This is a genomic window from Bryocella sp. (genome assembly GCF_058498515.1).
Genome location: NZ_JBMHYI010000041.1, coordinates 175,706 through 200,286, shown reverse-complemented (window position 1 = coordinate 200,286; position 24,581 = coordinate 175,706). Strand labels below are relative to the sequence as shown.

Annotated in this window: 23 protein-coding genes and 1 tRNA gene; 10 read left to right on the top strand and 14 right to left on the bottom strand. The window is 62.0% G+C overall.

Features of this window, described 5'->3' with window-relative positions; translation table 11 throughout:
- Positions 1-78 precede the first annotated feature (78 nt).
- The 5 genes from crtI to AC5E6W_RS11360 all read right to left on the bottom strand — a co-directional run bounded on the left by crtI (position 79) and on the right by AC5E6W_RS11360 (position 3,296).
- The gene (gene crtI / locus AC5E6W_RS11380) at positions 79-1,644 is read right to left on the bottom strand and encodes a phytoene desaturase family protein (protein WP_491752499.1); all 1,566 of its coding nucleotides are present in this window, start codon (positions 1,642-1,644) and stop codon (positions 79-81) included.
- A 514-nt stretch (positions 1,645-2,158) separates the two neighbouring features.
- Positions 2,159-2,305, bottom strand: a complete 147-nt coding sequence (locus AC5E6W_RS11375; RefSeq protein ID WP_491752408.1) for a hypothetical protein — start codon at positions 2,303-2,305, stop codon at positions 2,159-2,161.
- A gap of 261 nt (positions 2,306-2,566) precedes the next feature.
- Positions 2,567-2,643: transfer RNA gene (locus AC5E6W_RS11370), tRNA-Glu, on the bottom strand.
- Between the two features lie 78 nt (positions 2,644-2,721).
- Positions 2,722-2,997: a DUF507 family protein gene (locus tag AC5E6W_RS11365; protein WP_491752407.1), complete on the bottom strand. Its 276-nt coding sequence runs from the start codon at positions 2,995-2,997 to the stop codon at positions 2,722-2,724.
- Positions 2,997-3,296, bottom strand: coding sequence for a DUF507 family protein (locus AC5E6W_RS11360; RefSeq protein ID WP_491752406.1), 300 nt, complete (start codon positions 3,294-3,296; stop codon positions 2,997-2,999). Before AC5E6W_RS11360 ends, AC5E6W_RS11365 begins: the two co-directional genes overlap by 1 nt.
- Before the next feature lie 139 nt (positions 3,297-3,435).
- Between AC5E6W_RS11360 and AC5E6W_RS11355 the strand changes: the two genes are divergently transcribed.
- From AC5E6W_RS11355 to AC5E6W_RS11320, 8 genes are all read left to right on the top strand, one after another.
- Positions 3,436-3,897: a hypothetical protein gene (locus AC5E6W_RS11355; protein WP_491752405.1), complete on the top strand. Its 462-nt coding sequence runs from the start codon at positions 3,436-3,438 to the stop codon at positions 3,895-3,897.
- A gap of 10 nt (positions 3,898-3,907) precedes the next feature.
- Positions 3,908-5,752: a single-stranded-DNA-specific exonuclease RecJ gene (gene recJ / locus AC5E6W_RS11350; RefSeq protein WP_491752404.1), complete on the top strand. Its 1,845-nt coding sequence runs from the start codon at positions 3,908-3,910 to the stop codon at positions 5,750-5,752.
- Between the two features lie 156 nt (positions 5,753-5,908).
- On the top strand, positions 5,909-7,087 hold the full coding sequence (locus tag AC5E6W_RS11345) for an efflux RND transporter periplasmic adaptor subunit (RefSeq protein ID WP_491752403.1): 1,179 nt from the start codon (positions 5,909-5,911) through the stop codon (positions 7,085-7,087).
- 170 nt (positions 7,088-7,257) lie between these two features.
- Positions 7,258-8,115, top strand: coding sequence for a tetratricopeptide repeat protein (locus AC5E6W_RS11340; protein ID WP_491752498.1), 858 nt, complete (start codon positions 7,258-7,260; stop codon positions 8,113-8,115).
- Between the two features lie 37 nt (positions 8,116-8,152).
- On the top strand, positions 8,153-9,520 hold the full coding sequence (locus tag AC5E6W_RS11335; RefSeq protein WP_491752402.1) for a TolC family protein: 1,368 nt from the start codon (positions 8,153-8,155) through the stop codon (positions 9,518-9,520).
- Positions 9,521-9,633: 113 nt separating this feature from the next.
- The gene (gene hpnJ / locus AC5E6W_RS11330; protein ID WP_491752401.1) at positions 9,634-11,112 is read left to right on the top strand and encodes a hopanoid biosynthesis associated radical SAM protein HpnJ; all 1,479 of its coding nucleotides are present in this window, start codon (positions 9,634-9,636) and stop codon (positions 11,110-11,112) included.
- A 101-nt stretch (positions 11,113-11,213) separates the two neighbouring features.
- Positions 11,214-11,642 (top strand): EamA family transporter, encoded by a 429-nt coding sequence (locus tag AC5E6W_RS11325; RefSeq protein WP_491752400.1) that lies wholly within the window; start codon positions 11,214-11,216, stop codon positions 11,640-11,642.
- Positions 11,639-12,049 (top strand): EamA family transporter, encoded by a 411-nt coding sequence (locus AC5E6W_RS11320; protein ID WP_491752399.1) that lies wholly within the window; start codon positions 11,639-11,641, stop codon positions 12,047-12,049. The genes AC5E6W_RS11325 and AC5E6W_RS11320 overlap by 4 nt, the downstream gene beginning before the upstream one ends.
- A gap of 18 nt (positions 12,050-12,067) precedes the next feature.
- Here the strand turns inward: AC5E6W_RS11320 and AC5E6W_RS11315 are convergent, their stop codons facing one another.
- From AC5E6W_RS11315 to AC5E6W_RS11285, 7 genes are all read right to left on the bottom strand, one after another.
- A complete protein-coding gene (locus AC5E6W_RS11315) occupies positions 12,068-13,408 on the bottom strand; it encodes a DUF1501 domain-containing protein (protein ID WP_491752398.1) in 1,341 nt (446 codons plus the stop codon).
- A 20-nt stretch (positions 13,409-13,428) separates the two neighbouring features.
- Positions 13,429-15,606 (bottom strand): DUF1800 family protein, encoded by a 2,178-nt coding sequence (locus AC5E6W_RS11310; protein WP_491752397.1) that lies wholly within the window; start codon positions 15,604-15,606, stop codon positions 13,429-13,431.
- 158 nt (positions 15,607-15,764) lie between these two features.
- Positions 15,765-17,198, bottom strand: coding sequence for a hydroxysqualene dehydroxylase HpnE (hpnE, locus tag AC5E6W_RS11305; RefSeq protein WP_491752396.1), 1,434 nt, complete (start codon positions 17,196-17,198; stop codon positions 15,765-15,767).
- Positions 17,195-18,172, bottom strand: a complete 978-nt coding sequence (locus AC5E6W_RS11300; protein WP_491752395.1) for a phytoene/squalene synthase family protein — start codon at positions 18,170-18,172, stop codon at positions 17,195-17,197. The genes hpnE and AC5E6W_RS11300 overlap by 4 nt, the downstream gene beginning before the upstream one ends.
- A complete protein-coding gene (gene hpnC, locus AC5E6W_RS11295; protein ID WP_491752394.1) occupies positions 18,169-19,149 on the bottom strand; it encodes a squalene synthase HpnC in 981 nt (326 codons plus the stop codon). The genes AC5E6W_RS11300 and hpnC overlap by 4 nt, the downstream gene beginning before the upstream one ends.
- Complete coding sequence (locus AC5E6W_RS11290; RefSeq protein ID WP_491752393.1) at positions 19,146-20,270, bottom strand: alcohol dehydrogenase catalytic domain-containing protein; 1,125 nt, start codon at positions 20,268-20,270, stop codon at positions 19,146-19,148. Before AC5E6W_RS11290 ends, hpnC begins: the two co-directional genes overlap by 4 nt.
- 67 nt (positions 20,271-20,337) lie before the next feature.
- The gene (locus AC5E6W_RS11285) at positions 20,338-21,063 is read right to left on the bottom strand and encodes a metallophosphoesterase family protein (RefSeq protein WP_491752392.1); all 726 of its coding nucleotides are present in this window, start codon (positions 21,061-21,063) and stop codon (positions 20,338-20,340) included.
- Between the two features lie 112 nt (positions 21,064-21,175).
- Here AC5E6W_RS11285 and AC5E6W_RS11280 point away from each other — a divergent pair, with 112 nt between their 5' ends.
- Positions 21,176-21,955, top strand: a complete 780-nt coding sequence (locus tag AC5E6W_RS11280; protein ID WP_491752391.1) for an MlaE family ABC transporter permease — start codon at positions 21,176-21,178, stop codon at positions 21,953-21,955.
- Between the two features lie 9 nt (positions 21,956-21,964).
- Positions 21,965-22,804, top strand: coding sequence for an ABC transporter ATP-binding protein (locus AC5E6W_RS11275; RefSeq protein WP_491752390.1), 840 nt, complete (start codon positions 21,965-21,967; stop codon positions 22,802-22,804).
- 124 nt (positions 22,805-22,928) lie between these two features.
- Here AC5E6W_RS11275 and AC5E6W_RS11270 read toward each other — a convergent pair whose 3' ends face one another.
- Positions 22,929-23,237, bottom strand: coding sequence for a hypothetical protein (locus AC5E6W_RS11270; protein ID WP_491752389.1), 309 nt, complete (start codon positions 23,235-23,237; stop codon positions 22,929-22,931).
- On the bottom strand, positions 23,234-24,577 hold the full coding sequence (locus tag AC5E6W_RS11265) for an MFS transporter (protein ID WP_491752388.1): 1,344 nt from the start codon (positions 24,575-24,577) through the stop codon (positions 23,234-23,236). The genes AC5E6W_RS11270 and AC5E6W_RS11265 overlap by 4 nt, the downstream gene beginning before the upstream one ends.
- Between the last annotated feature and the right edge of the window lie 4 nt (positions 24,578-24,581).

Sequence of the window (24,581 nt, the reverse complement as noted above, 5' to 3'; positions counted from 1 at the left end):
ATCCGGCATAACGCTCACAACTGCAAAAATGCCAGAGCGAGATGGCGCTCTGCTGGTCAGCCGCTACTTCGAGCGTCGCTACGACTCCACACCGACAAGTCGGTCGGGGGAGATCGTCTCTCGCGCGCCATCCCACTGCGGCTCCATCTGCAAATCCTCCAGCAACAGTCGCGACGTGATCCGTGCCGATTCGAAAATGACCGGCAATCCGCTGCCCGGATGCGTGCCGCCACCCACCAGATACATCCGCCCAATATCCTCAGACCGATTGTGTGGACGTAGATGGAGCATCTGCCGCAACGAGTGAGCCATGCTGAACGTCGCACCCTTATAGAGATCGAACTCGCTCGCCCAATCCAACGGCGTCACAACCTTCTCGGTCCGTATACGCGACTCCACGTCCGTGATGCCAATCTTTTCCAGTTGCCGCAGCGCGAGTGCCCGATAGCGTGGCGTCTCCTTCACCCAGTCCACATGGCGCGTGGCATGTGTGACCGGAAGAAGCACGTAGAGCGTGCTCCGCCCGTCTGGAGCCAGAGTCTTATCGGTTACCCCAGCGTTCTGCACGTAAAACGACGGGTTCTCAGAGAGCCGATGCCTCTCCTCGATATCCCGCAGATTGTCTCGATAGTTCTCCGCCAGGTAGATGGTGTGGTGCGACACATTGTCGTAGCAGCCATCAATGCCGAGATACATCATGAACGTCGAGCAGGAGTATGTCTTCTTCTCCAGCCGCGCGTTGCTCCATTTTTTCCGAAACCGATCCGGCACCATCCGCTGCATCGCACCAGCAAAGTCAGCGTTCACCACGACCGCATCTCCGCGCAGGGTCCGCCTCGTCGTCTTCACCCCGACCGCGCGGCCGCTCTCAATCAACACTCGCTCGACCGGCTCATCCAACAGGATCTCCACACCCAGGTCGCGCGCCACACGCGCCATCGCGCGGGTCACGGCGCCGCACCCGCCCGTAGGATGAAATACCCCATGTTCATACTCGAGAAAGGAAAGAATCGAGAACAAACTCGGACACTGAAAGGGCGACATGCCCAGATACTTCGATTGAAAGCTGAAGCCCAGCCGGATGCGCTCATCCTTGAAGTGAGCCTGGAGGTCTCGATCCAGCGACCGCCACGGAGCCAGTAGCGGCAGTAACTTCATCATCTCTGGCTTGGCAAGGTCTCTCCAGCTTTCGAACGGCGCCTGCAAAAACGGCATGAACTTTTCTAACTTCGTCCGGTTATGGGTAAGAAAATGCCTGAACTGCAAAGCATCTGCAGGCGAGATTGCCGCGATCGCGCGCTTCATCTGTTCCACATTCGGCGTGGCCAACAACTCGCCGCCCGCCCCAAACACCAGACGATACTGCGGGTCCAACCGCGTCATAGGAACCTCTTCATCGAGGTCGCTTCCGACGGCCGAGAATATCTCACGAAGAACAGTCGGATAGAGGAAAAACGTTGGCCCCACATCAAACTTGAAGCCGTCTAACTCCAACGTCGAGGTACGGCCACCCACCTGGCCATGCTTCTCCACGATCGTGACTTTGATGCCCGACTTGGCCAGCAGCATGGCGGCTGCCAAGCCCCCTGGACCCGCCCCCACGATCACCGCGTGCCGACCGAACTCTCTCATTTCGCTGACTATACGCTGTAGCAGATTGGTATGAACGGTGCCATTTTGGTACGACGCAAATCCATCGCCTCCATCTCAATCCTCTCAAACATGTGTCTCTGGACCTGCTTCGCCCCACCCGGAGTAGGGCGGAGGGCGAGCGTAGCGAAGGTCTGCACAAGCGCAGACGGGGACCCCCGCGGGCGTTCTTTGCCCGATGGGGTGGCAAGCGCTGAAGACTGCGGGAACTCCCAGGGCAGAGCCCTCAGCGAAGGTATGGTTCCGCATTCGTGCGCTTGAACGTACAGGAACTATAGGGTGGGCGTTGCGGGCGGGAACGGACCGCAGAAGTGGAGGCGGAGAACGCGCACGGTCGGAGCGCGGAGCAAACCCTTGCGCGGAAATATCTCAAGGCCTCTCCATAGGACATGTGCCCAATAAAGTTCAGGTCAGCGCGGCTTGTTTCCCCAACCCCTTTGGAGATTCATCGCGGGGTCGCTGCTGCTTTCGATGGCTTGACCTTGGAGTCGTCCAGTTGCGGCGGTTCTCATCCCGCCGTGCCCTGCAACACGTGGTCGGCGTGCTTGACGATGTCCACATGTCCGTAGTGCTGCTCGATCATGTGAACGGAGTTCACGATGACATCCACGATCTTGTCGATGCGTCGCGTCCGGGTGTGGCTAAGAAAACTCATAGAACGCCTTCGTGCGTTCTCGCGATATATGGCCCGAGCGTCCCCTTGCTTCTCACGAATGAACGGAGCGCGACGCCATGGGGCTGCGAACTGGCCGCGTGCCATCGGTCACACGATGCGCCACGGGGACGTACTTGACCAGCAGCGGCATCAACAGCCGGCACCTCGTCGGCAGGCCGCCACTAATTGCCCCCAGAACGGAAAATGGCAAACAAGGGGTCTTCCCTGTCTGCCAATAAATCATTGATTTTATTGAGGTTTTGGTAGCGATATCGGGGCTCGAACCCGAACTCTTCGCCTTGAGAGGGCGACGTGTTAACCAGTTACACCATATCGCCACGGTCGGGCTTCTCACCCTCTGCGACTTGCAAAGTATAGCAAAGTTTGGGGGTGGAAATCCAACCTCGGCTGCGGCCCTAGAGGCCGAGCTTCTTGACCTCGTCGTTGTAGTACTTGCGGTAGAGGATGTCCCATTCCTGGGAGCCTTCAGGGATGATGCGGCGCTGGGAGGCGATCTTGAGGCGGGCGGCGGCGTCTAGCTTGGTCTCCTCCATCAGCAGCTTCTCAAGCGCTTTACGGGCCTCCTGACGGATGGTGTTGCGTTCGTCGAGGAACTCGACCTCGTCGATCTCGGCCAGGGTGTCAGCGACGGTGTGGGCGAGCTTGTTGAGCTTGTCGCGGGAGATGCGCATTAGAGCACCACCTTGTACTGATTGACGAGCTTCTGCTTCACCTTCTTGAACATCTCCGGGTAGCTGACGCCGGTCTTGTGCATGTCATCCTGGATGGCTTCGAGGATGACGCGGACTTCGTCGTTGATGCGGTCCTCGAGCGAGAGTTCCTCGACCAAAGCGGCGGAGATGCGTGCATTCACCAACTCGGGCTTGCTGGTCTTGATCATCTTCGCCGCGACCAGGTGCTTGATGGTCTGCTTGGCGAGATAGCCTACGTAATCCTTGGAGAAGATCATGGTCAGGCTTAAAGGTAGCACGCCCGCGCAAGCTTCCAAACGTGGCACCCGTTACCGCTTCCGGGCAGCGGGATGCGATGGCCACGTGACCGGGCAAACCGCTGTCCCGAAGGGAAATCCAGTGCGGAAGGGGGTTGGGATCTGCGAGAATGGAAGGGATATGAAGTTCGATGATCTTTCGACCTTGCGCGACGACATGGTCGCGTTCATCGCCGGCCACGGGCTCCGCCGCATGAAAGCGTACGTCCCGGAAGATGTGCCCACCGTCATCTTTGAAGAAGATGATGTGGACAGTTGGAAGGACTTTGTCGAAGACGCCAAAGCCGCCGCTGTTCCCTTCGTGACGATGAGCGAGGTGCTGCTCGAGCCGGAGGACGTTTCGACCCTGTTGGCTCAGCTCAAGGACCAGGCCTTTCCTGATGGTGAGGCAGTGGAGTTCGAGGAAGCGCGCGAGCTGCTACAGCACGTGGGCAAGATCGGCTACCTGCAACTGGGCTTCAGCCACGGCGGCGTGATCTTCCTCTACGAGACGGCGACAGAATGGTACGACCTCTTCCAGGAGTTGATGGAGAGCGTGCAGGAACTAGGCAGCATCATCGTCGACGACCACGACGACGAGTAAGGACGGCCGCGTGATCGACGCTGAGTGGCGGGCGCGCGCCCTCGAGTCAGAGGCGAGTCGGATGCTCGCTGCGGAGCTGCCGATCCCGGAGCCTCTGGCGCGCATCCTTGCAGGCCGGGGCATCTCTGAAATCAGCGCGGCACGGCTCTTCCTACATCCAACACTTGATGCATTGCATGACCCTGCGCTGATGCTGGGGATGGATAAGGCGGTGGTGCGCCTGCGCTCGGCTCTGGCAGCCGGCGAGCCGATCCTGATCTACGGCGACTATGACGTGGACGGCACCATTGCGACGGTTCTGCTGAAGACGGCTGCCGAGCGGGTGGCAGCGAGCTTGGGCCAGCGTGCCGATGTGCGGTTTCACATCCCCCACCGCATCCGCGAAGGCTATGGGATGCAGGGCTCGCGGATCGCCGAGGCTGCGGCTGAGGGTGTGCGGCTGGTGATCAGCGTGGACACGGGCATTCGAGGCTTTGCGGCTGCTGAAGAGGCGCGACGGGTGGGGTTGGACCTCATCGTGACGGATCATCATCTACCGGACGAGATCGGTGGGCTTCCCGATGCGCTCGCGGTGGTCAATCCCAATCAGCCGGGATGTCCGTACCCGTACAAGGAATTGTGTGGGGCGGCGGTCTCGTTCAAGCTGGCGCAGGCGTTGCTGGAGTCGGTGGCAAAGGACGATGCAGAGCGGGCGAAGCTGCGGGAGAAGGTGATTCCTTCATTCCTGAAGTTGCTGGCGATCGCGACGATTGCGGATGCAGTGCCGCTTACTGGAGAGAACCGCGTCATCGCTGCGCTGGGACTGCGGGAACTGAAGCAGCCGAACCAGCTGGGGCTGCGGGCGTTGATGGAGTTGGCAGAGATTGAGTTTGGGGCGGGTGTCGAGCGGCCGATCAGCGCGATGGATGTGGGTTTCCGGCTGGCTCCTCGGATCAATGCCGCGGGACGGATGGATGCGGCTACGGAAGTAGTGGAGATGTTTCTGACGCGCGATCCGGAGCTGGCACGGACCCTGGCGGCGAAGCTGCACAGGCTGAACGATGACCGCCGGGCCAGCGAGGCGGAGGCGCTGCGGGCGATCGATGAGCATCTTGATGGGCTGCTGGAGGCTGCCGGCGAATGGCCGGGCTGCCTGGTCCTGGACGATGGCTGGGTGGCGCAGGATGGACCGAATGAGGCGGCGCGGTGGCATCGCGGGGTGATTGGCATCCTGGCATCGCGGGTGGTCGATCGCACGGGGCGGCCGGCGCTGGTGCTGGCGCACGAGGCGGATGGGCTAGCGTATGGATCGGGCCGATCCATCGCAGGGTTTCATCTGCTCGATGCGCTGACGGCGATCCATGGAGAGGCAGACGGCGGCTTGTTTGCGCGCTTTGGGGGACATGCTCATGCGGTCGGCTTCAGCCTGGGGTCGCAGCGGGTTGAGAGGCTGCGTGAAGGGATGCAGGCCTACGCTGCTCTACATGCATCCGACCCGTCGGCCGCGGAGATCCTCGAGTACGACGCCGACCTTGGGCTCGCTGAGATTACGCCGGGGTTCCTCACCGCGCTGGAGCGACTCGCTCCCTTTGGAAATGGGAATGAAGAGCCGCTGTGGAGGAGCGCGGGAGTTCGGTTGACTGCGCCGCCTCGAGTGATCGCGCAGAAGCATCTTCGGCTGCGTGTCGAGGATCCCAAGACCGGTGCATCGTTTTCCGGAGTGGCGTGGACTCGGCGCTCCAACTGGGCGGAGCTTGCCACGGCAGAGGATTGGCAGCAGGGAGACCGCATGGACCTGCTGTATCGGCTGCGGCGGAACTGGAAGCCTGAGTTCGCGGGCTGGGAGATGGAGATCGCCGGAGCGCGGCGGTCGTAACGTTCAGAGCACCCGAAGTGCCTTTTGACTGGCCTCGTAATTCTTCGGATCGAGGCGCATGTCGAAGCGTCTTATATACTGCGCGTTGTAGATATGGCTTCCAAAGAACCAGTTCCAAACCGCTCTTGGATGTGGATTGCCGCTGGGATCGCGGTCGTGGGTCTGGTGGCTTACCTCACCTGGCACGCCTCGCGTCCCAGCGTCACGGTCGATACAGTGGTGGCTTCACGCCGTGACATCACGAGCATCGTGACCAGTAACGGCATCGTCCAGCCAACGGTCGATTTCCAGGCACACGCCAGCGTCCCAGGCCAGATCAAGAAGCTGTTCGTTAAGATTGGCGACTTCGTTCACGTAGGTCAGAACCTGGTGGAGATGGATACGTCTGATGCGGCGAGCCGGATTGCGACGGCCCAGGCGAGCCTCACTGCGGCACAGCAGGGACTGCACAACCTGCAACAGGGCGGCACGCAGGATGAAGTCCTGAGCGAGAAGGCGGAAATTGCCTCTGCTCGTACTGCGGTGTCGCAGGACGAGCAGACGGTCGCGACTCGCAAGCAGCTTCTGGCCTCCGGTGCGGCATCTCCCAACGAAGTTCAGCAGGCTCAGGACAAGCTGAACGCCGACCGTGCGCACCTCGATCAGTTGCTTTCGCGCCAGACCGGCCGTTACTCCAATGGGGACGTCTCGTCTCAGCGTGCACTCGTGACCCAGGCCAGCAGCGCGCTCAGCGCCGCCGAGAGCGATTACGCAGCATCGGACATCCGGTCACCAATTTCCGGGACGGTCTATGCGGTAGCTGTGAATCAATACGACTACGTCCAAACCGGGGCCCTGCTGCTGAACCTGGCGGAGTTGAACAAGCTCCAGGTGCGGGCGTACTTCGACGAGCCTCAAATCGGCGATCTCGCAGCGGGTCAGCCGGTCACGATCGAATGGGCTGCCAAACCCGGCCGGTTGTGGCACGGACACGTGCTGAAAGCGCCTACCACCGTTACGATCTATGGCACTCGCAACGTCGGGGAGAGCATTATCACGGTCGATGACGCGAACGGGGACCTGCTCCCGAACACCAACGTCACGGTCCATGTGACGACGAAGCAGCGCCACAATGTGCTCTCCCTTCCGCGGGAGGCGCTGCACACCCAGGGCACCAATGACTTTGTCTTCCGTGTTGCCGGTGGCAAGCTGGTGCGCACACCTATCACTGTCGGCATGGTCAACCTCGCGCAGTTCGAGATCGTCAGTGGTCTGCATGAGGGCGACGTTGTTGTGCTGCGTTCCACCACCGAGGCCGAATTGTCCGACGGTCTGCCGGTGAACGTCCAGCGTTGAGTATTCCCTTGTCCAGCCGGGTCAGTCACCAAGTCGAGCGTCCCTTCCCTCCCCTGCGCGTGTTTCGTGCGTGGCGGGCATTCGTCGCTTCCAGCTTCGTCGCGGCTTTGGTGCTGGCTTGTGGAATGAGTGCCTGGGGTGCGGACCGCGGTGTTGCGGAACGGGCCTTGATGGAAGGACGCGTGGATGACATGGTGCGCCTGCTTGGGAGCGTCCCGGCGCAGGACGGTCAAGCGCAGCTTTTGCTCTGCCGCGCGTACTACTCCGAGGAGCTTGCAGACCTCGCAGTGCAGGCGTGCGAGGCGGCGGTGAAGACGCTGCGGGGCGACACCCAGGCGCAAATGTGGATGGGACGAGCCTACGGTCTGAAGGCCCGCAACTCGGGTCCCTTCGCTGCGATGAAGCTGGCTCGCAAGGTGAAGACGGCCTTCGAGGCGGCGTATCAGGCCGACCCGCACAGTGCCGCGGCGGCGAACGATCTTGGCGAGTTCTACGTGGGAGCGCCGTCGATGGTTGGTGGCGGGCTGGATCTCGCGTCGGATCTTGCGGACAAGATGAGCGGCCCTCTTCCTGAGGCGGGACATCGCATCCGGGCCATGATCGCGGAGAAGCAGCACGACTACGCGGCCGCAGAGCGCGAGTTCCGCGCCGCCACCACAGTGGCCAATCGTCCGGAAGCGTGGGTAGATCTTGGGGCGTATTACTTTCGCCGCAGCGACGGCAAGCAGGCAGTGAGTGCCCTGGAGCAGGCGGTGTCGCTGGATGCGCGACACGGTCCGCCGACGGTTGATGCAGCGACATTGCTGCAGGAAAACCATTGGGGGCTGGATCGTCCGGAGCGCTGGCTGCGGCAGTATCTCGCAGGTTCGGCGAAGAGTGACTCCGCCCCGGCGTTCCATGTGCACACGTGCCTGGCGCTGATGCTGAAGAAGGATGGCGACCGCGAGGGCGCTAAGATCGAAATCACAAAGGCGCTCGCGCTGGCGTCCAACTATGAGCCGGCCCAAAAAGCTATGCAGGGGCTGTAGATTGAAACGAGCCCTGGGACGAAGGATGAACGGACGGATGCAGTTGGCAGCGCGATGGGCGATGGTGGGAATGGCGATCATGTGCGCTGCCGCGCAGTCGCGCGCGCAGATCTCGCTGAGCTCTGCTGTCGACCTTGCCCTTCGCAATGAGCCCAAGGTACTGTCAGCGCAGGCCGATGTAAATCGCGCGCAGGCCGCATTCCAGGAAGCCCACGACGCGTATGTGCCGACGGTGGCAGCCAAGGGAGGCTATGGAACTTCGACTGGCGTGCCGCTGAGTGTTCCAACCGTGTTCCAGCTTTCCAGTTCGTCACTGCTGTTTAATTTCTCGCAGAAGGACTATGTACGCGCTGCGGCGGCAGCTCTGGAGTCAGCGCGGCTCTCGCTGCAGGAGACGCGAGAGAGGATTATCGAGGATGTTGTGGTGACGTACCTCACGCTGCACAATGACGAGCAGAAGGCAGAGGCCCTGCGGGACGAACATGCCGCGTCGGGGCGGCTCGTCATCATCGTGCAGCAGCGTCTGGACGCAGGGCAGGACGCTCGGGTGGAGTTGCTGAAGGCTCGCCTGAAGCTTGACCAAACGCGCTTCGCCGAACTGCAGATCGAAGACGATATTGCGGCGCAGGTCGACCATCTGGGACGGCTGATGGGCATGCCTGGGAACAAGCTGGTCACAGTTGCGGACTCAATTCCTACGATGCCCAATGTGCAGCAGCTCGCGGGCCCGCTCAATACTCAGCCTGACAGTTACGGTGTGCGCTCAGCGTTTGCCAACGCGCTCTCGAAGCAGGAGAAGGCCTTCGGCGACTCGCGCTATCGGTTCCGGCCGCAGGTCGGCTTTGGAGCGAACTATAGCCGCATCAGCACCACGCACACCAGCTACGCCGACTACTATCCGGAGTTCAAGAAACCGCACTCGGACAATGCGGCGTCGGTAGGAATCGAGATTACGATCCCACTCTACGATCGCGGCCATGAGGCCCGAGCGCGTGAGGCCGCCGCGGACGCTGCCAGTGCGCGATTCCAGGCGGAGGACCAGCGCAACCAGTTTCTCGAAGGCCGCGCCAAGCTGCAGCACTCTCTCACGGAGCTCGAGGCATCCGCCCAGGTCTCAGAGGACTCGCAGGAACTGGCGGAGGAGCAGCTGAAGGCGACATTGATCCAGCTCAACAGCCCACCCGATACCAGCAACCCGCAGGCTCCCCTGCTCAATCCCAAGGACGAGCAGACGGCGCGGATCGACCTGCAGCAGCGGCGGCTGGACTATCTTTCGGCTAAGGGATCGCTGGACCAGTCCAAGGTTAACCTCATGCGCCAGACCCGGCAGCTGGACAACTGGCTCCAGGGGAGCGCCGCGTTAGGCGCCGGGATTCAGGCGGCTACAGTTCCGCACCAGCCGTAATCCTGAATATCCCAATTCGAACGTCGACATGTTTTGCGCACCAAAACGGATGCTGACCGAGGTAGACAGTGAACGGCCCGGACGGCTGCCAAGTGCTAAAATCGGAGATTGATATGCCGCTGAAAACCCTGCTCCTGAACCCTCCGTCCTTTGAGAACTTCGACGGCGGCGCCAGCTCCCGCTGGCCCGCTACCCGCGAGATCGAGTCCTACTGGTACCCGGTGTGGCTTGCCTACCCCGCGGGCATGCTGGAGGGGTCCAAGCTACTGGACGCTCCCCCGCACCACGTTTCGGCTGAAGAGACGATCCAGATCGCCAAGGACTTTGAGTTCCTGGTGCTGTTCACCTCGACGGTGGGCTGGACGGGCGATCATGGCCTGGCGCGCGCGATCAAGACCGCGAACCCGACAATCAAGATCTGCTTCGTCGGACCTCCGGTAACCACCGATCCGGACCGTGCGCTGAATGAGTGCGAGGTCATCGACTTCGTTTGCCGCCGCGAGTTCGACTTCTCCGTGGTGGAATACGCGAACGGAAAACCGCTAAACGAGATCCTCGGCATCAGCTACAAGGATGCCAATGGCGTCATCCAGCACAACCCCGACCGTCCTCAGGTCGAGGACCTGGACGCGATGCCCTGGGCGACCAAGATCTATAAGCGCGATATGGACGTGACGCGCTACAACGTGCCGTTCCTGCTGCACCCGTACATCTCGCTGTACTCGACGCGCGGCTGCCCGGCACAGTGCACGTTCTGCCTGTGGCCGCAGACGCTTTCGGGTCATGCGTGGCGCAAGCGCTCCACCGATGACGTCGCGGCCGAGTTGAAGTGGGCGAAGGAGAACTTCCCGCATGTGAAGGAGTTCTTCTTCGATGACGACACCTTCAACATCCAGCGCGCTCGCACGATCGAGCTGTGCGAGAAGCTGAAGCCGCTGAACATCACGTGGAGCTGCACGAGCCGCGTGACCACCGAGCGCGACACCCTGAAGGCCATGAAGGATGCGGGCTGCCGCCTGCTGATTGTGGGCTTCGAATCGGGTGACCCGCAGATCCTGAAGAACATCAAGAAGGGCGCCACGGTCGAGAAGGCACGTCAGTTCGTCAAGGACTGCCATGACCTGGGTCTGGTCATCCACGCTGACTTTATTCTCGGTCTTCCGGGCGAGACCAAGGAGTCGATCCGCAACACCATCGACTTCGCCAAGAGCCTGGACTGCGAGACCATTCAGGTCTCCGTGGCGCATGCCTACCCCGGCACGGAGTTTTACGACTTCGCGAAGAAGGGTGGCTTCATCACCAACGAGAACATGCAGGACGGCGGCGGCCACCAGATGGCGCACATCGAGTACCCGGGGCTTCCGACCGAGTACGTAATGGAGCAGGTGCACCGCTTCTACGACGAGTACTACTTCCGCCCCAAGGCAGCGTTCCGCGTGGTCTGGAAGGCGATCGTCAATCGTGATGTGCCGCGTCTCTACACCGAAGCGAAGAGCTTTATGAAGCTCCGCGCCAAGCGTAACCGCGATGCGCGCGCGAAGGCGGAAGAGAAGGCACTCAAGCAGCAGGAATCGGTGAGCATGAACGCGTAAGCTCTCGCGTGGATTGCAATCAAAAAGGCGGCCAGCAATGGCCGCCTTTCTCTTTCCGGCGCGACCACTCGCGGTTGGGTTCATCTAACCTAGTACAAGGAATGAAGCACGCTCTAAAACCTTCTCAATACGCCATCCTGATTGCCATCATGCTCACGGCCTCCGTGGGGGATTCCCTACTTGCGCGCGGTATGGCGCAGGTGGGTCCGGTCGATCTGCATCATCTCGGCCTGCTGTGGCATGCGTTGTTCAACCCCTACGTCGATGCAGGTATCGTGCTGCTGATCGGTTTCTTTGCGAGCTATACGACGGCGCTGAGCTGGGCTGACCTTACGTTCGTGATGCCGGCGACGGCATTCGGCTATGTTGTGATTGCGCTGATGGGCAAGTACTGGCTGCATGAACAGCTCTCGTGGTCGCGCTGGGCAGGGATTGCGCTCATTGTGTGTGCAGTGGGGTTCGTCGCCGGTGGGCCTTCGCGGACCGAGCATCCTGAGCTTGACCAGATGGATGCGGGGGCGGGTCGATGAGGCCTCTTCTTGTGCAGCTTGCGCCTTCCGGTTCCGTGCAGGCGTGGACCGCGATCCTGATTGTGGCCGCGCTGGCAGTGGTGGGCGAGGTGATGATCGCAGCCGGTATGCAGCAGCTGGGCGATCTTGACGACATCCGCGCAGTGAAGGGGCTTGGCGGCACGATCCTCGCTGTGCTGACGAATGTTCGCTTCGTAGCCGGCGCGCTGTGCATGGCGCTGAACTTCTTCACGATGCTGGCGGCGTTGAGCCTGGCAAACCTGTCCCTGGCTGGGCCGGCGATCGCAGCGCTCACATACATTGGCAACGCCGTGGCAGCAAAGTTCTTTCTGCGAGAACGCGTGGACAAGCGGCGCTGGCTGGCGACAGCGTTTGTAGCGCTCGGAGTTTTCCTGCTGTCGCGTTAGCTTTGCAGAGTTTTCGGTCTAGACGAAGCCCAGGTTTGTTGTCTGGAAGTTCGAGATGTTCGGGAAGACTGTTGCGAGAGCGGACTGCGGCACTCCGAACCATTCTGCGAGTGTGGCGGCGTATTGCGTGCTGGCCGTGGACGGGACCCAGCGGCCATTGGAGCCCGAGTCATCCGGTCCGCCGAGCGCGAGGGTAGGCCATGTACCGTACATCTTGCCACCCTTCACCGCTCCGCCCATCACGATGTGGTGCGATCCCCAGGCGTGGTCGGTACCGGTGTTGGAGTTGGGTTGGAAGGTTCGGGCGAAGTCGCTCATGGTGAAGGTAGTGACGTTGCTTTGCACGCCCATCTCGACCGTCGCGGCATTGAACGCATGGAATGCAGCGCTGATCTGGGAGAGTAGAGTCCCCTGTAGCGCGAGCTGGTTGGAATGGGTGTCGAAGTTGCCGACACCCGCGAAGAAAATCTGCCGTTGCACGCCCATCGCCGCCCGCACCTGGATGATCTGCGCGATCTGCTGCAATTGCGAGGCGAGCGGATTGCCGGCCGGGAAGGTTGTCTTCAGCGGAGTCACGGATGCCGTGGCAGCCGTCAGAATGGACGAATATTTGTAGGCGTTGGAGGCGATACCCTCGTCCTGGGTGACGAGGGAGACGCCGGTGTTCATCGTGATCAGTGCCTGTGCGGTGGAAAGGCGTGCCGCGCAGGCTGAGCCCTCCGAGCAACTGGCGTTGCCGAGGTTGCCGGGAGATACCGAGACCGGGGTCGTCGAGATGCCATTGCAGAAGAGCGTGTCCCCATCGACGGAGGTAATCATGGGCAGCGAGGCGGAAGCGTTGTAGCTCCCGGTCAGAACATCAGAGATGCGTCCGGCCCAACCCGTGGAGGCGGAGCTGTTCTGCGAGGCGTTTTGCCACTCCTCCTGCTGATCGGGATGGGAGAAGAGATTCTGTGGCACGGTGCTTCCGGCAGCGAGGTACTGCGAGCGGGTCAGCGGCTGCACCAGTGTGCCGACATTCGCGACCAGTGCCACGTTGCCGGAGTTGAAGAGAGATTGCACATCAGGAAGACTCGGATGCAGAGCGAAATTGGGAAGAGGCGTCAGCGGCAGCAGCGTGTTCTGTGCGAGAGCAAGGTTGGCGCGGATGGTTGAGTAGCTCGCGTACCCCGAGGTGTCGAACGGGATGATCATGTTGTTGGCGTCGTTGCCGCCGAAGAGGAAGACACACACCAGCGCCTTGTAGTCGCCGGTGGATTGAGCCAACGCGTTGAGCGCACCGAAGGGGCGCAGGCCGGCGATGCTTCCGGCAGCGGCTAATGAGGCGTACTTGATGAATCCACGACGGCGGACATGCATGTTGATTGGGCCCCTTGGTGCTAATGGATGATTTTGTACTGCGGACTGGTGATGATCAGGTAGATGGCGATACGGACGCGCTGCGCGTTCGAGGTAAGCGGCGTGATGGCATTGACGATGGTGGTCTGCATCGCGGAGGACATCTGGGAGTGCATCAGCAGCGCGTTGAGCGAATTGACCAAGTTCGCCGGAGTCGCGGCGAGCGTTCCCCAGGAACTGGTGTTGGAAAGATCGACCGTGAAGCTCGTGATCTTGTTATTGACGATGTTGTTCGCCAACGATTCCTGCAGGGTTGCTGTCGCGGTGTTCTCGATGGCAAACTCCGGGGCGTTGATCGTAGTACCGGGGATCACATAGCTCGGCGGGAAGAAGCTAAAGACTGAGTTGTAGCGATAGGGCGTCTCGCCCAAGGTATTCGAATAGCTCGAGAGCGAGTTCCAGGCGCTGGTATCGCTTGTATTCGTGAAGTTGAAGGCGCGCATCATCGCGGTGAGAAAGAGGGTGGGCTCTCGGAAGTGACCACCGTCGAAGCCGGGGTTGGTATCGCCGGCCCGCGCCTCTTCATCCGTAAGGATGGCAGTGATGACGGCCTGCATGTCTCCTCGAACACCGTTGCCGTTGTTGGCAAAGACCGCGGCCACGCGCGAGACATAGGCGGGGCTGGGGGTGCTGGTGACCAAGTGTTGGATGAGCTGCTTACAAACGAACGGTCCAGCGTTGGGATGATTGAACAGGTTCCCCAGAGCACCTGCGAGGTCCTGCGTCGCGGTCTGACCACCCGGGAGCACGATGCTGTTCAGCAGCGTCTTGGAGGTCGTGTCATGTGAGCTGTCGACGGGCTGCATGGGATCGACCCAGTCCTGCGTGGAGTTCGGGAACTTGGTTACCGTGGCCGTTGCATTGCCGTAGGTCCAGCCTGTGTAGGCTCGCGCGAATGCCTGCACCTGAGCCTGCGTATATGCGGGAACAGGATTACCTGAGCCATCGAGCTGCTGGGTGCCGTCCTGATTGAGCAGATAGAGACCGATGGTGAACAGCTGCATGTTCTCTCGGGCATAGTTCTCGTTGGCGATCTGGCCAGTACCCGGCTTGGCACTGTTGAGCATGTTCAGGTAGGCGCCCATTCCCGGTGAGACCGAGACGTCGTGCATGATGGTCGCGAAGTTGGTGAAGGCATCGTTGGCGAGCATGTTGTGAAACGCCGGGATCGTCTGCCCGGGCACCGTCTGCGTGGAGATGACGAACATCTCGGAGAGCGCGAAGGCCACACGCTGGCGCAGCTGATCCGGGGCGGTAATCACGGTCTGCCACCATTCGCTTTCCGCACAGGGGTATGCCGTGTTCGCGGCGAGACACACTGCGGGCAGAGGGTTCGTTGGAATAGGCGCGAGCGTGGTGGTGGGCTGATTGAACTGGCTCTGAATCCATGCTGAGATTCCAACCTGCTGCACCTGCGCAATCGCCGCAGTTGTGGGACCAAAGGTGGCCTGGTCCAGCAGGCGCGCCGCAGCCGTGGCCGTCGTCGCGAGGAACGTGATAGGGACGGTGATCGCGGACGAGTTGCTGGCCCCGGGATTGGGGTCGCTAACGCTCAGCGAGATGCTGGTGGTACCAGAAGGTACCGTTATGGTCGCCTGCAGTTCCGTGGCTGAGACAAAGGTCGTGGCCTGCGTCGTCGAGCCATCGTTGACAGTTGATCCCTGGACAAAGCCGACTCCGTGCACATCGATGGCGTAGCTCAGCGTGCTCCCCACTTGCGTTGCTGTAGCACTGCTGATGCCAGGCGTGGGGTTCTCGAGGGCTACCGTCTCCGTTCCCGAGGCTGTGGCATTCGCCTGGCTGACAGCCGTGACTGTGAGGCTGGTGCTGGAGGGGAGCGATGTGGGCGGCGTGTAGAGGCCTGATGTCGAGATGGTGCCGGACGTCGCATTGCCCCCGGTGAGACCGTTGACCTGCCAGATGACGGAGCTGTTGCTACTGCCTGTAACCGCGGCGGTATATTGCGAGGTCGTCCCGAGGCGGACCGCAGATGGACCGGACACGACTATCTGGATGGTGGAGGTGCCGTTGTTTGAGCCGCCGGTGGTGATGGAGTTCGAGCAACCGGTGAGGACTCCAGCTGCGACGGCGGCGGCGAGAAGGAGGGTGGTGCGCAGCTTGCGCCGGACAGGTCCTTGGGCGAGCAGAATGTGCGGCATGATGCGGGGCCTCCACACCGTCGGCCACGCGGACATGCGCGTGAGCGTGCCGAACGGTAGTGTCAAAGGAGGTCAAACCACTCCAAGGCGAAATGTCGCGAAGACTTCGGGCTATTTGTGTAACCGAAGTGTCATGCGGGAATCGCGTCGGGAGGAGACTAACGCAATAGCCAACGCATCAGTCCGGAGGGTGGGAGTTCCGGCGCAAGGAACGTTTGTGGCTGACCACAGGCTGCGGCAACCGCCTCCGCTGCGAGCCGGCCACTGCGGGCGGCACCTTCCATCGTCGAGGGCCATCCGGTTCGGGTCCAGTCGCCGGCGAGGAACATGCCACCGCCGGGATCCGCGGCCAAGGGGCGGTGCGCATCAAGGTTCGGGAGAACTGAGAAGGTCGCCCGGGCCTCCTTCAGCACGCCACCCTTGAGCAGCTTCGCGTTCCGCACCGCCGGGAAGAAGCGGGGTAACTCTGCCAACGTGCTTGCGAGAATCTCCTCGCGCGACTGGTTGAGCTCTGCGAAGGATGCAGCGATGGAGAGCTCGTAATAGTGGCCGCTGGCGTTGCTGTGGCTGGGCTCGCCGCTGCGGATGCTGGCCTTGTTGAACATCCAATCCACGCTGGAGTCGAGCATCGCTGCCTGATCCAGCTCGGTGATGGGCCGGTCGTACCAGAGGTGAATCGTCGTGTACGGTGCGTAGACGAAGTGGTCGAGGTGAGGCAGGATGAGCTCACGCTGCGGTGCGGCGTCGGGTAGCGTGCGCAGCAGCTTGGCAGTCTGCTCGAAGGGAATCGCGAGCACGAGGTTTGGTGCGGTGAAGCTCTCTCCGGACGCGGTCGTGACCTGCCAGGAAGCATCGGGAAGTTGAGCGATGCGGTCAACGCTGGCGCGAAGGTGGAGCTCGCTTCCCTGCTGCTCGGAAAGTCGCGCGAAGAAGCCGTAGAAATCTGAAAGCGGAATCGTGGATACGCCCTGGCGGCTGCCCGTGGAGCTCTTGAGGAAGAGCTCATGGAAGACCTGCCCGGCATAGCGAGTCGAGGTGCGCTGAAAGGAGTCGTTCAGCGTTGCCACGACGAGCGGTTCCCAAAAGTGGCGTATGGCGCGCTCAGAGGGGTTCTCTCGGCCGATCCATGCTGAGAATGGCTCCTCATCGGTCTGCGGATAGCCGCGCAGGAACTTCAGCAGCGATTGCGCGATGGCGAGCTTGTCTCCCAGCGACAACATCTTCGCGGAGAGGAAACTCCACGACGCATGTGCGGGTGCGGGCATGGCACCGGAGCCGATATAGCTGAGACGCGGAGGGACTCCATTGTGTGCCGGCTCAAGGAAGGGTATGCGGTCGAACCAACGCAGGTGCTGGTCCGCACCGGAGCGCTTAGCGAGATCAACCAGGTTGGTGCAGCACTCGACGAGGACGTGCTGTGAGTCGACGACCTCACCGAGCGTGGGGTGTACGTACGAGTAGGCGCGGCCGCCTACATAGGGGCGGCGATCCAACACGGCGACATGAGCACCGGCACGCGAGAGAGCTTCGGCTGCGGCTAGACCAGCGACTCCTGCACCCACGATGACTACGTCGTATGTGCTCTCGCTCATGCCCGCCCTCGTGCGAAGAACGCAGCGAGCATGCCGCGGCCCAGCATCGAAAGCTTTTGCAGCGTAGGCACGGAGACGCGCTCGCGGAAGATCGCAGAGGGATCCGACGCAATGCGTTCGAGAAGGCGGTGGTAGATCGCCGCGAGGACGCGCATGGCTTCGCGCGCGTCGGCATCGAGCAGCGGAATGAGCTCGTCGGAGGCGCGATAATATTCCTGCGCGCGGGTGATCTCGCGGGCGAGAAGACCCATGGTGTTCGACGTAGGATTCGCGCCTGACGTAGCGAGAAGGATGTCCTCAAGCAGGACGCCAGCGTCCTGCATATCATCGAGTGGAAGATAGACACGGCCACGCTCGGAATCTTCCTTTACATCTCGCAGGATGTTGGTGAGCTGGAAGGCGACGCCGGTCTTCTCTGCGAGCTGTTCGGCGCGAGGGTCGGTATAGCCGAAGATGCGGATGCAGACGAGGCCGACGACTGACGCGACGAGATAGCAGTAGTGATAGAGGGCGTCGAAGCTCTCGTATACCTGTAGATCGCGCGTGGTGGCGCCGCTGTCAGTCATCGTGGAGAGGCGCACGTCGGCGATGCCGGGGAGTGACTCGCGCAGATCCATGGTGGTGCCTTCGACCAGCTGATCGAGGAGCGTGTCGGGGATGCCGAATCTCTGCTGCGTGTCGTTCACAGCGAGGAAGATGGCATCGGTGGTGGGCTCTGTGCGAGCGCGGCGCAGTGCCTCGGTCCACTCAGACATGGCGACACGGCGCTGTTCGATCGAGAGCGATTCGTCGTCGGAGAGATCGTCGGCCTTGCGCATGAAGGCGTAGATGGCGCACATGGCGTCGGACTTGTGCTGCGGCAGTACAAGGAAGGCGTAGTAGAAGTTGCGCGCCTCGCGCTTGGCGATGGCACGGCACTCGTCGTAGGCACGCTGCAATTCGGGTGAGCGCACTGGATGTTGCGTAGGGCTCATCGCGATGCGTCCGCCTCCGGGCCGCCGGGAAGGAGGGTCGCTGTGAGCTTGCCTCTGATGGCCCTAATCAGCAGTCTGAACTTGGCCAGTTTCGTGACCACAGGGCGCGTGGCGAGCGTGTTGTAGTCCTGCGCTTCGATGGCATCGAGAATCGCGTGTCCGCCGGCAGCGAAGAGCGAGAGCGTGGCTGCGAGGTCGCGGCGAACGAGCTTCGCGATGCGCTCGCCGCGAGTGAGCCGGCCGCGCGCGTCAACGATGAGGAACTTCATCATGGCCCGGAAGTTCGGATCGAAACGACGCTCAGCGATCTGCGCATCAGTGACCCCGAAACGGCGCATAACATCACCCGGCAGATAGCGGCGATCGCGCTCAACCCAGTCGCTGACGATGTCCTGGTAGAAGTTCGCGAGCTGCAGGCCGGTGCAGATCTCGTCCGAGAGGCCCAGCAGCTCCTCGCTCTTGTAGCCGCTAACGAGGAGTACGAGCCGACCCACGGGATTGGCAGAGTAGCGCGAGTAATCTTCGAGCGTGGCGAGGGACTCGTGCTTTGGATAGACCTGATCGCGCTCGAAGGCGGTGACGAGATCGTCGAAGGGATCAATAGGCAGGCTGCACTGCTGGATCGTGGGTTGCAGCGCGACGAAGACAGGATGCCGCGAGAGCTGCGGCGTAGCGTAGGACTCATGCAGCATGGCGCGCCACTCCGCGAGGAGGCGGGTCGCGAGTTCGGTTGAGCCGACCTCATCGCCAAGGTCATCCGAGGTACGGCAGAAGGCGTACAGCGCGTCGAAGTGAGGACGCAAGTACTTCGGCAGCAGGAATGTGCCGACATGGAAGTTCTCGTAGTGGGTGGTTGCGAGGCGATGGCACCATGCCTGCGCCTCGGCGAGCGAAGGACGCACCGAGGGAGTGCGGTACTCCGCAGGAGCCTCGGCGAGGTCACCGCTGAAGCCGATGGGCATGGCTGTGGTGCTCATACAGCCTCCCCAACGAGGTGAGTGTCGCTTACGACCGTCCGGGTCTCGCCCGCTGGCAGGATGACGGTCTTGATCTCTGGTGCGGCGCCCTCGGGTGGGCGCGTGAGCATGCGATGGAACACCTCAGGGACATCCTCGAGCGAGGCTGTGCCGGTGAGGAATGCCTCACACTCGAAGAGGCCCGAGGAGAGCAGAGCGAAGGCTCGCTGCGCCGTGGCGGGAGTGTGATGGAAGCTGGCCTTGATGTTCAGGTCCGAGTAGTGGATGAGGTTGGTGTCGAAGGCTGCGGTGGTGCCTGCGGGAGGGCCACCGAATAGGTTGACCAGGCCGCCTTTGCGCGCGAGACGAAGAGCCATCTCCCAGGCCTCAGGCGTGGCGACGGCTTCGATGACGATATCGGCGCCGCGGCCTTCTGGGGTAAGCGCCCGAGCAGCCTGGATGGGGTCTTCGACGTCGGCGAGGCGCACGACGTGCTTTGCGCCGAAACGCTTGGCGGTCTCGAGCTGGTCGCGACGTTTGACGATAGCGATAACGTTGAGGCCCTCGATGGCGGCGGTGTGAATGAAGAGCAGGCCGATGGGGCCAGCGCCGAGCACGATCATCGTCTGTCCGGCGCGGGCGTTCGATTGCTCGAGGCCGCGGACTACGCAGGCTAGCGGTTCGGTCAGCGCGGCGTGTTCGAAGGGCATCGTGTCGGGGATGCGGTGGGTATTTTTCTCGACGATGCGTGCTGGGATGGCGATGTACTCGGCGTAAGCGCCGTTGTTGAAGAGCAGGTCGTCGCAGAGGTTCTGCTGGTCGTTCCTGCAGTAGAAGCAGGCATCGCACGGGGCGGAGTTCAGCGGCAGTACGCGATCGCCAAGGGCGAAGCGCTTAACGCCTTCGCCGACCTCGACCACTGTCCCCGCAAGCTCGTGCCCGAAGAGACGATTCGCGGTGAGCATTTTGGCGTGATAGCCGCGGCGGTAGACCTTGAGATCGGTGCCGCAGGTCAATGCGGCGCCCACGCGTAGGACGAGCTCGCCCGGGCCCGCCTTCGGCACGGCTACCTCCTCGACACGGAGGTCTTCCCTGCCGCGGAGGACGGCGGCGCGCATGGTCATGGGCAACGTCTCAGACATCACTCCATTTTCTCACTCCCTGGCCGTGCTTCGCGACCCCTGATGGCTGCGGTGGATCGGCAGGAGATCAGGGCATTCTTGGCGCTGCGGCGCGGAGCATCGCACCCGTCCACGACGCTGCTGGGAGACTGCTGGACTGGAGAACAGCGCACTCGACCTCGATATCGTAGGGCACGCGCCGAATCTCAGGTTCTCCGTTGGTGAGCAGAAGGTAGGAAGCGCGGGGATCGCCATCGAACGGCAGGCCCACGCTGCCGGTGTTGATGAGTGTGATTCCCGAGTTTGACAACTTCCGGATCATGGGCACATGGGTATGTCCGAAGGCTATGACGTTCCGACCAAGGGGCGCATAGATCTCCGAGAGATCGGCGTCGCTCGCGGTCGCGGGAGCGGCGTGCCAACAGCTCCGGGGCGTGGCGTGGACCAGCGCAAGCTCAAGCAAGAGCAGGCTGGAGGGAAGCTCGGCGAGCCATGCCAGGCGATCTTCGCCCAGGCGCTCCCGGGTGGCTGCAGCCCTCGCGCGGACGGCATCCCACATCGCAGGTGGAGCCGCGGAGTTGGCGGCGAATTCCTCCAGCGCAGCTGGGTGAACCAGCATCTCGTCACCGTTGCCCCTCACGCCAGCGCAGCCGAGGTCGCGAAGGCGATCCACCACTTCGGCGGGGCTGGAGCCACCATCGGCGACATCCCCGCCGTTCAGGATAAGGTCGGGCGCTTGTTCGCGCAGGTCAGCGAGGGCCGCCTCCAGCGCGGTCAGATTGCCGTGAATATCGCTCAGGATCGCGATGCGCATCGTGTCTCCCCGGTCCCGCTGGACCTTCTTTCCGCAGCTTAGGCGAATCCGCAACGGAATGCGACTTGGAATGGGGGTAGCTGCATCTGATAGCCTGAGCCAACACCACACGATGCCCTTTGCCACGCCAGAAGTCTTCGCCAAGCGGATTGTCACCTCAGTGCAGGACTACTCGCTGCTGTCCTGGCGGGCGGTGGCGAACCTGTTCTCGAAGCCGCGCTACGTCGCGGATATCTTCACGCAGATGGATCTCATCGGCGTGGGGTCGATGCCGATCGTCGTCCTGACGGGATTTTTCACGGGCTGCGTGCTGGCGCTGCAGGCTGCGGTCTCGCTCAAGGAATTTGGCGCGGTCAATATGACGGGCCGACTCGTATCGCTCTCGATGGTGAAGGAGCTCGGCCCGGTGCTGACCGGTCTAATGGTCTCCGGGCGCAACTCTTCGGGTATGGCCAGCGAGCTGGGCTCGATGAAGGTCTCCGAGCAGATTGACGCGATGCGTGCTCTGGGGACGGACCCGATCCGCAAGCTGGTTGCTCCGCGGCTGGTCGCCAGCGTGTTCATGATGTTCTTCCTGGCGATCATCGCCGATACCTGCGGGATCGCCGGCGGAGCGGTCGTTGCCGTGACGCTGCTGCGATTGAGCGCGAGCGAGTTTTTCCACACGGGCTATATGTCGCTGCAGCATGGCGACGTCGTCGAGGGCCTGGTGAAGCCGTTGTTTTCGGGCTTCATCATCGCGACGATCGGCTGCTACTACGGGCTTTCGACCACGGGCGGCACGCGTGGTGTGGGCCGCGCCACCACACAGGCAGTCGTAGTCAGTTCCGTGCTGATCATTCTTACGGACTTCCTGGTCACCCAGCTGATGATCGGTTTCTTCGGAAGGTAACGCGACCTGATGGCATCTGCCTCCCCTACGCACAAAGATCTCTTCGAGACCATGGCTCCCGGAACTCCGATCGTGGAGTTCGACCATGTGTCCCTCGGGTTCAACGAGCATGAGGTGCTGCGCGACGTGAGCTTCAAGGTTCAGCGTGGCGAAACCCGCATCCTGCTGGGTCCGGCCGGCGGCGGCAAGAGCGTGCTGATGAAGCTCACGAATGGCCTGATGATGCCCGACTCGGGACGCATCAAGGTCTTTGGGCGCTGCCTGCAGGAGATGACCGAGGAAGAGCTGTTCGAGATGCGCGCGCACGTCGGCATGGTCTTCCAGGAGAGCGCGCTGTTTGACTCCCTGAATGTAGAGGACAACGTAGCTTATCGGCTGCACGAGGAGCATGCGCCGGTGGCGGAGACTCATGCGCGCGTGGTCGAAGCGCTGCGGTTCGTGGAGCTCGAGAAGGCAATCGACAAGTTTCCGCCGGAACTCTCCGGCGGCATGCGGCGGCGTGTCTCAATCGCGCGGGCCATCATCACCAAGCCTGACCTGATCCTTTACGACTCGCCGACCGGCGGTCTGGATCCGATTACGTCGACGACGATCATAGAGCTGGTGGTGAAGCAGCGGGATGTCTCGCACGCGACCGCACTGTTGATCACGCATCGGCTGCAGGATGCGTTTACGCTTGCGACGCATCAGTGGTCCACGGTGAAGAACGCGATGGAGCCAATCCCAAATCACGGACTGGATGAGGGAACGAAGTTCCTGGTGCTGAATGAAGGCCAGGTGGTGTTTGATGGTTCGACGCTGGAGCTTACAGGCAGCACTGACCCGTGGCTGCGTTCGTACCTGCAGTAATGGGCTTCTTGCCACGACGATCGTGTGCGAATATTGCCGACCAGGCAAAGTCGCCGGTTCCGCGAGAGCTTCCACGTCGTTGAGCTACGTGCGACTAGCCGGCTGGAGTATGAGCTTAGACGCGCTACTCTTTGTGCTTCTGTGTGAAGTGCGGGGCCATTAAGACGCTCAACAACGCGAGGCCCGCAAAGAAGATGGCGACCGGGCTGAGCGGGCCGCTGCCGACGTGGCCGGTACGGAAGAGGAAGAAGCCGGCGACGAGGTTGACGAGTCCCCAGACTACGTTCACCAGGGCCGAGGATAGACCAATGCCGCTCGGTTTCGCGAAGGGCGTGGGGAACTTATCGCCACAGATGCCTTTGACGAAATGGGGCACGAAGTTTGCGAGGAACATCCCCGAGAAAAACGCTGCGACGGCGCTGCCGATAGTCATCTTGCTTCCCCTTCTCTTGCTGCTTCTTCTTCGGCCGTGACCATGTTCCCTTTGGTGGCTGCAAGCCGCGCGGCATCGTTCATCTTGCTGCGCTCAATCCCGAACCACACCGCTCCCAGCAGGCAGAAAGCTCCTGTAATCGCAACCGTGATCGGAGCCCCGATGCGGTGCGCCAGCGCGCCTGCCATGAGGCTGCCGCACGGAGCGGCCCCGAAGAATGTTGTGGTGTAGTAGCTCATTACGCGGGCGCGCATGTTCTCCGCCACCAGCGACTGCAGGATCGTGTTGCACGCCGCAGCGACCTGCATGAGACCGAAGCCTCCGATGGCCATGAGCAGCATCGAAAGCCAGAGCACATGTGAGAAGCCGAATGCGATGAGTGCGCCGCCGAGCATGACGGTCGCGATCAGCACCATGCGCATGAGCCCTGCCGCGTTCTTGCGTATGGCGAGCGATAGCGCGGACACGAGAGCACCTGCTCCCGAGGCTCCGGAGAGCCAGCCGAGGGTCGTCGCATTGCCGTGCAGGACCTCGGCGGCGAAAACAGGGAGTAGCACCATGATGGGATAGCCCATCAGGCTGACGAGCGCGAAGACCAGGAGGGTCGCGCGCACCGGCCGGTAGCCCCTGATATAGTCCCAGCCCTCACGCATCTGTGCGAGCATGCGGACGCCACGATCCCGAGGCGGCTGCGGTTTCAGGCGCATGGCCAGCAGCGAGGCAATGACGGCAAGGTAGCTGACGCCGTCGATGAGGAAGCACCACCCCTCGCCGGCCCACGCGATGACGAAGCCAGCCAGCGCAGGCCCGATAAGACGGGCTCCATTCACGACGGCAGAGTTGATCGCGATGGCGTTGCCCAGATCGTTGCGGTCGTCCACCATCTGCGCCAGGAAAGATTGGCGACCGGGCATATCGAAGGCGTTGATGAGGCCCTGGAAAACGGCAAGCGTAATGATCTCCCCGAGATTGCTGCGCCCAGTGAGCGCGAATGCCGCGAGAGCGAGGGACTGCACTGCCGCCGCGGCCTGGGTCCACACCAGCATCTTGCGGCGCGGCCAGCGCTCGACCCAAACTCCGGCGATTGGTCCAAGCGCGGAGGCTACGATCTGGCCCAGGAAAGCGACAACTCCGAGCATGAGGGCGGACTTTGTGAGACGGTACACCAGCCAGGTCATGGCGACGCGCGTCATCCAAGTGCCCATGACCGAGGTGCCCTGGCCGAAGAAGTACAGACGGAAGTTGCGATGCCGGAGCGCACGCCAGGCATGGTCGAAGCGTCCGGGCGGCTTCGTGGCCTTCTCTTCCCTCTTCTGCTGCTTGTCGGCGGTTGCGATCATCTGC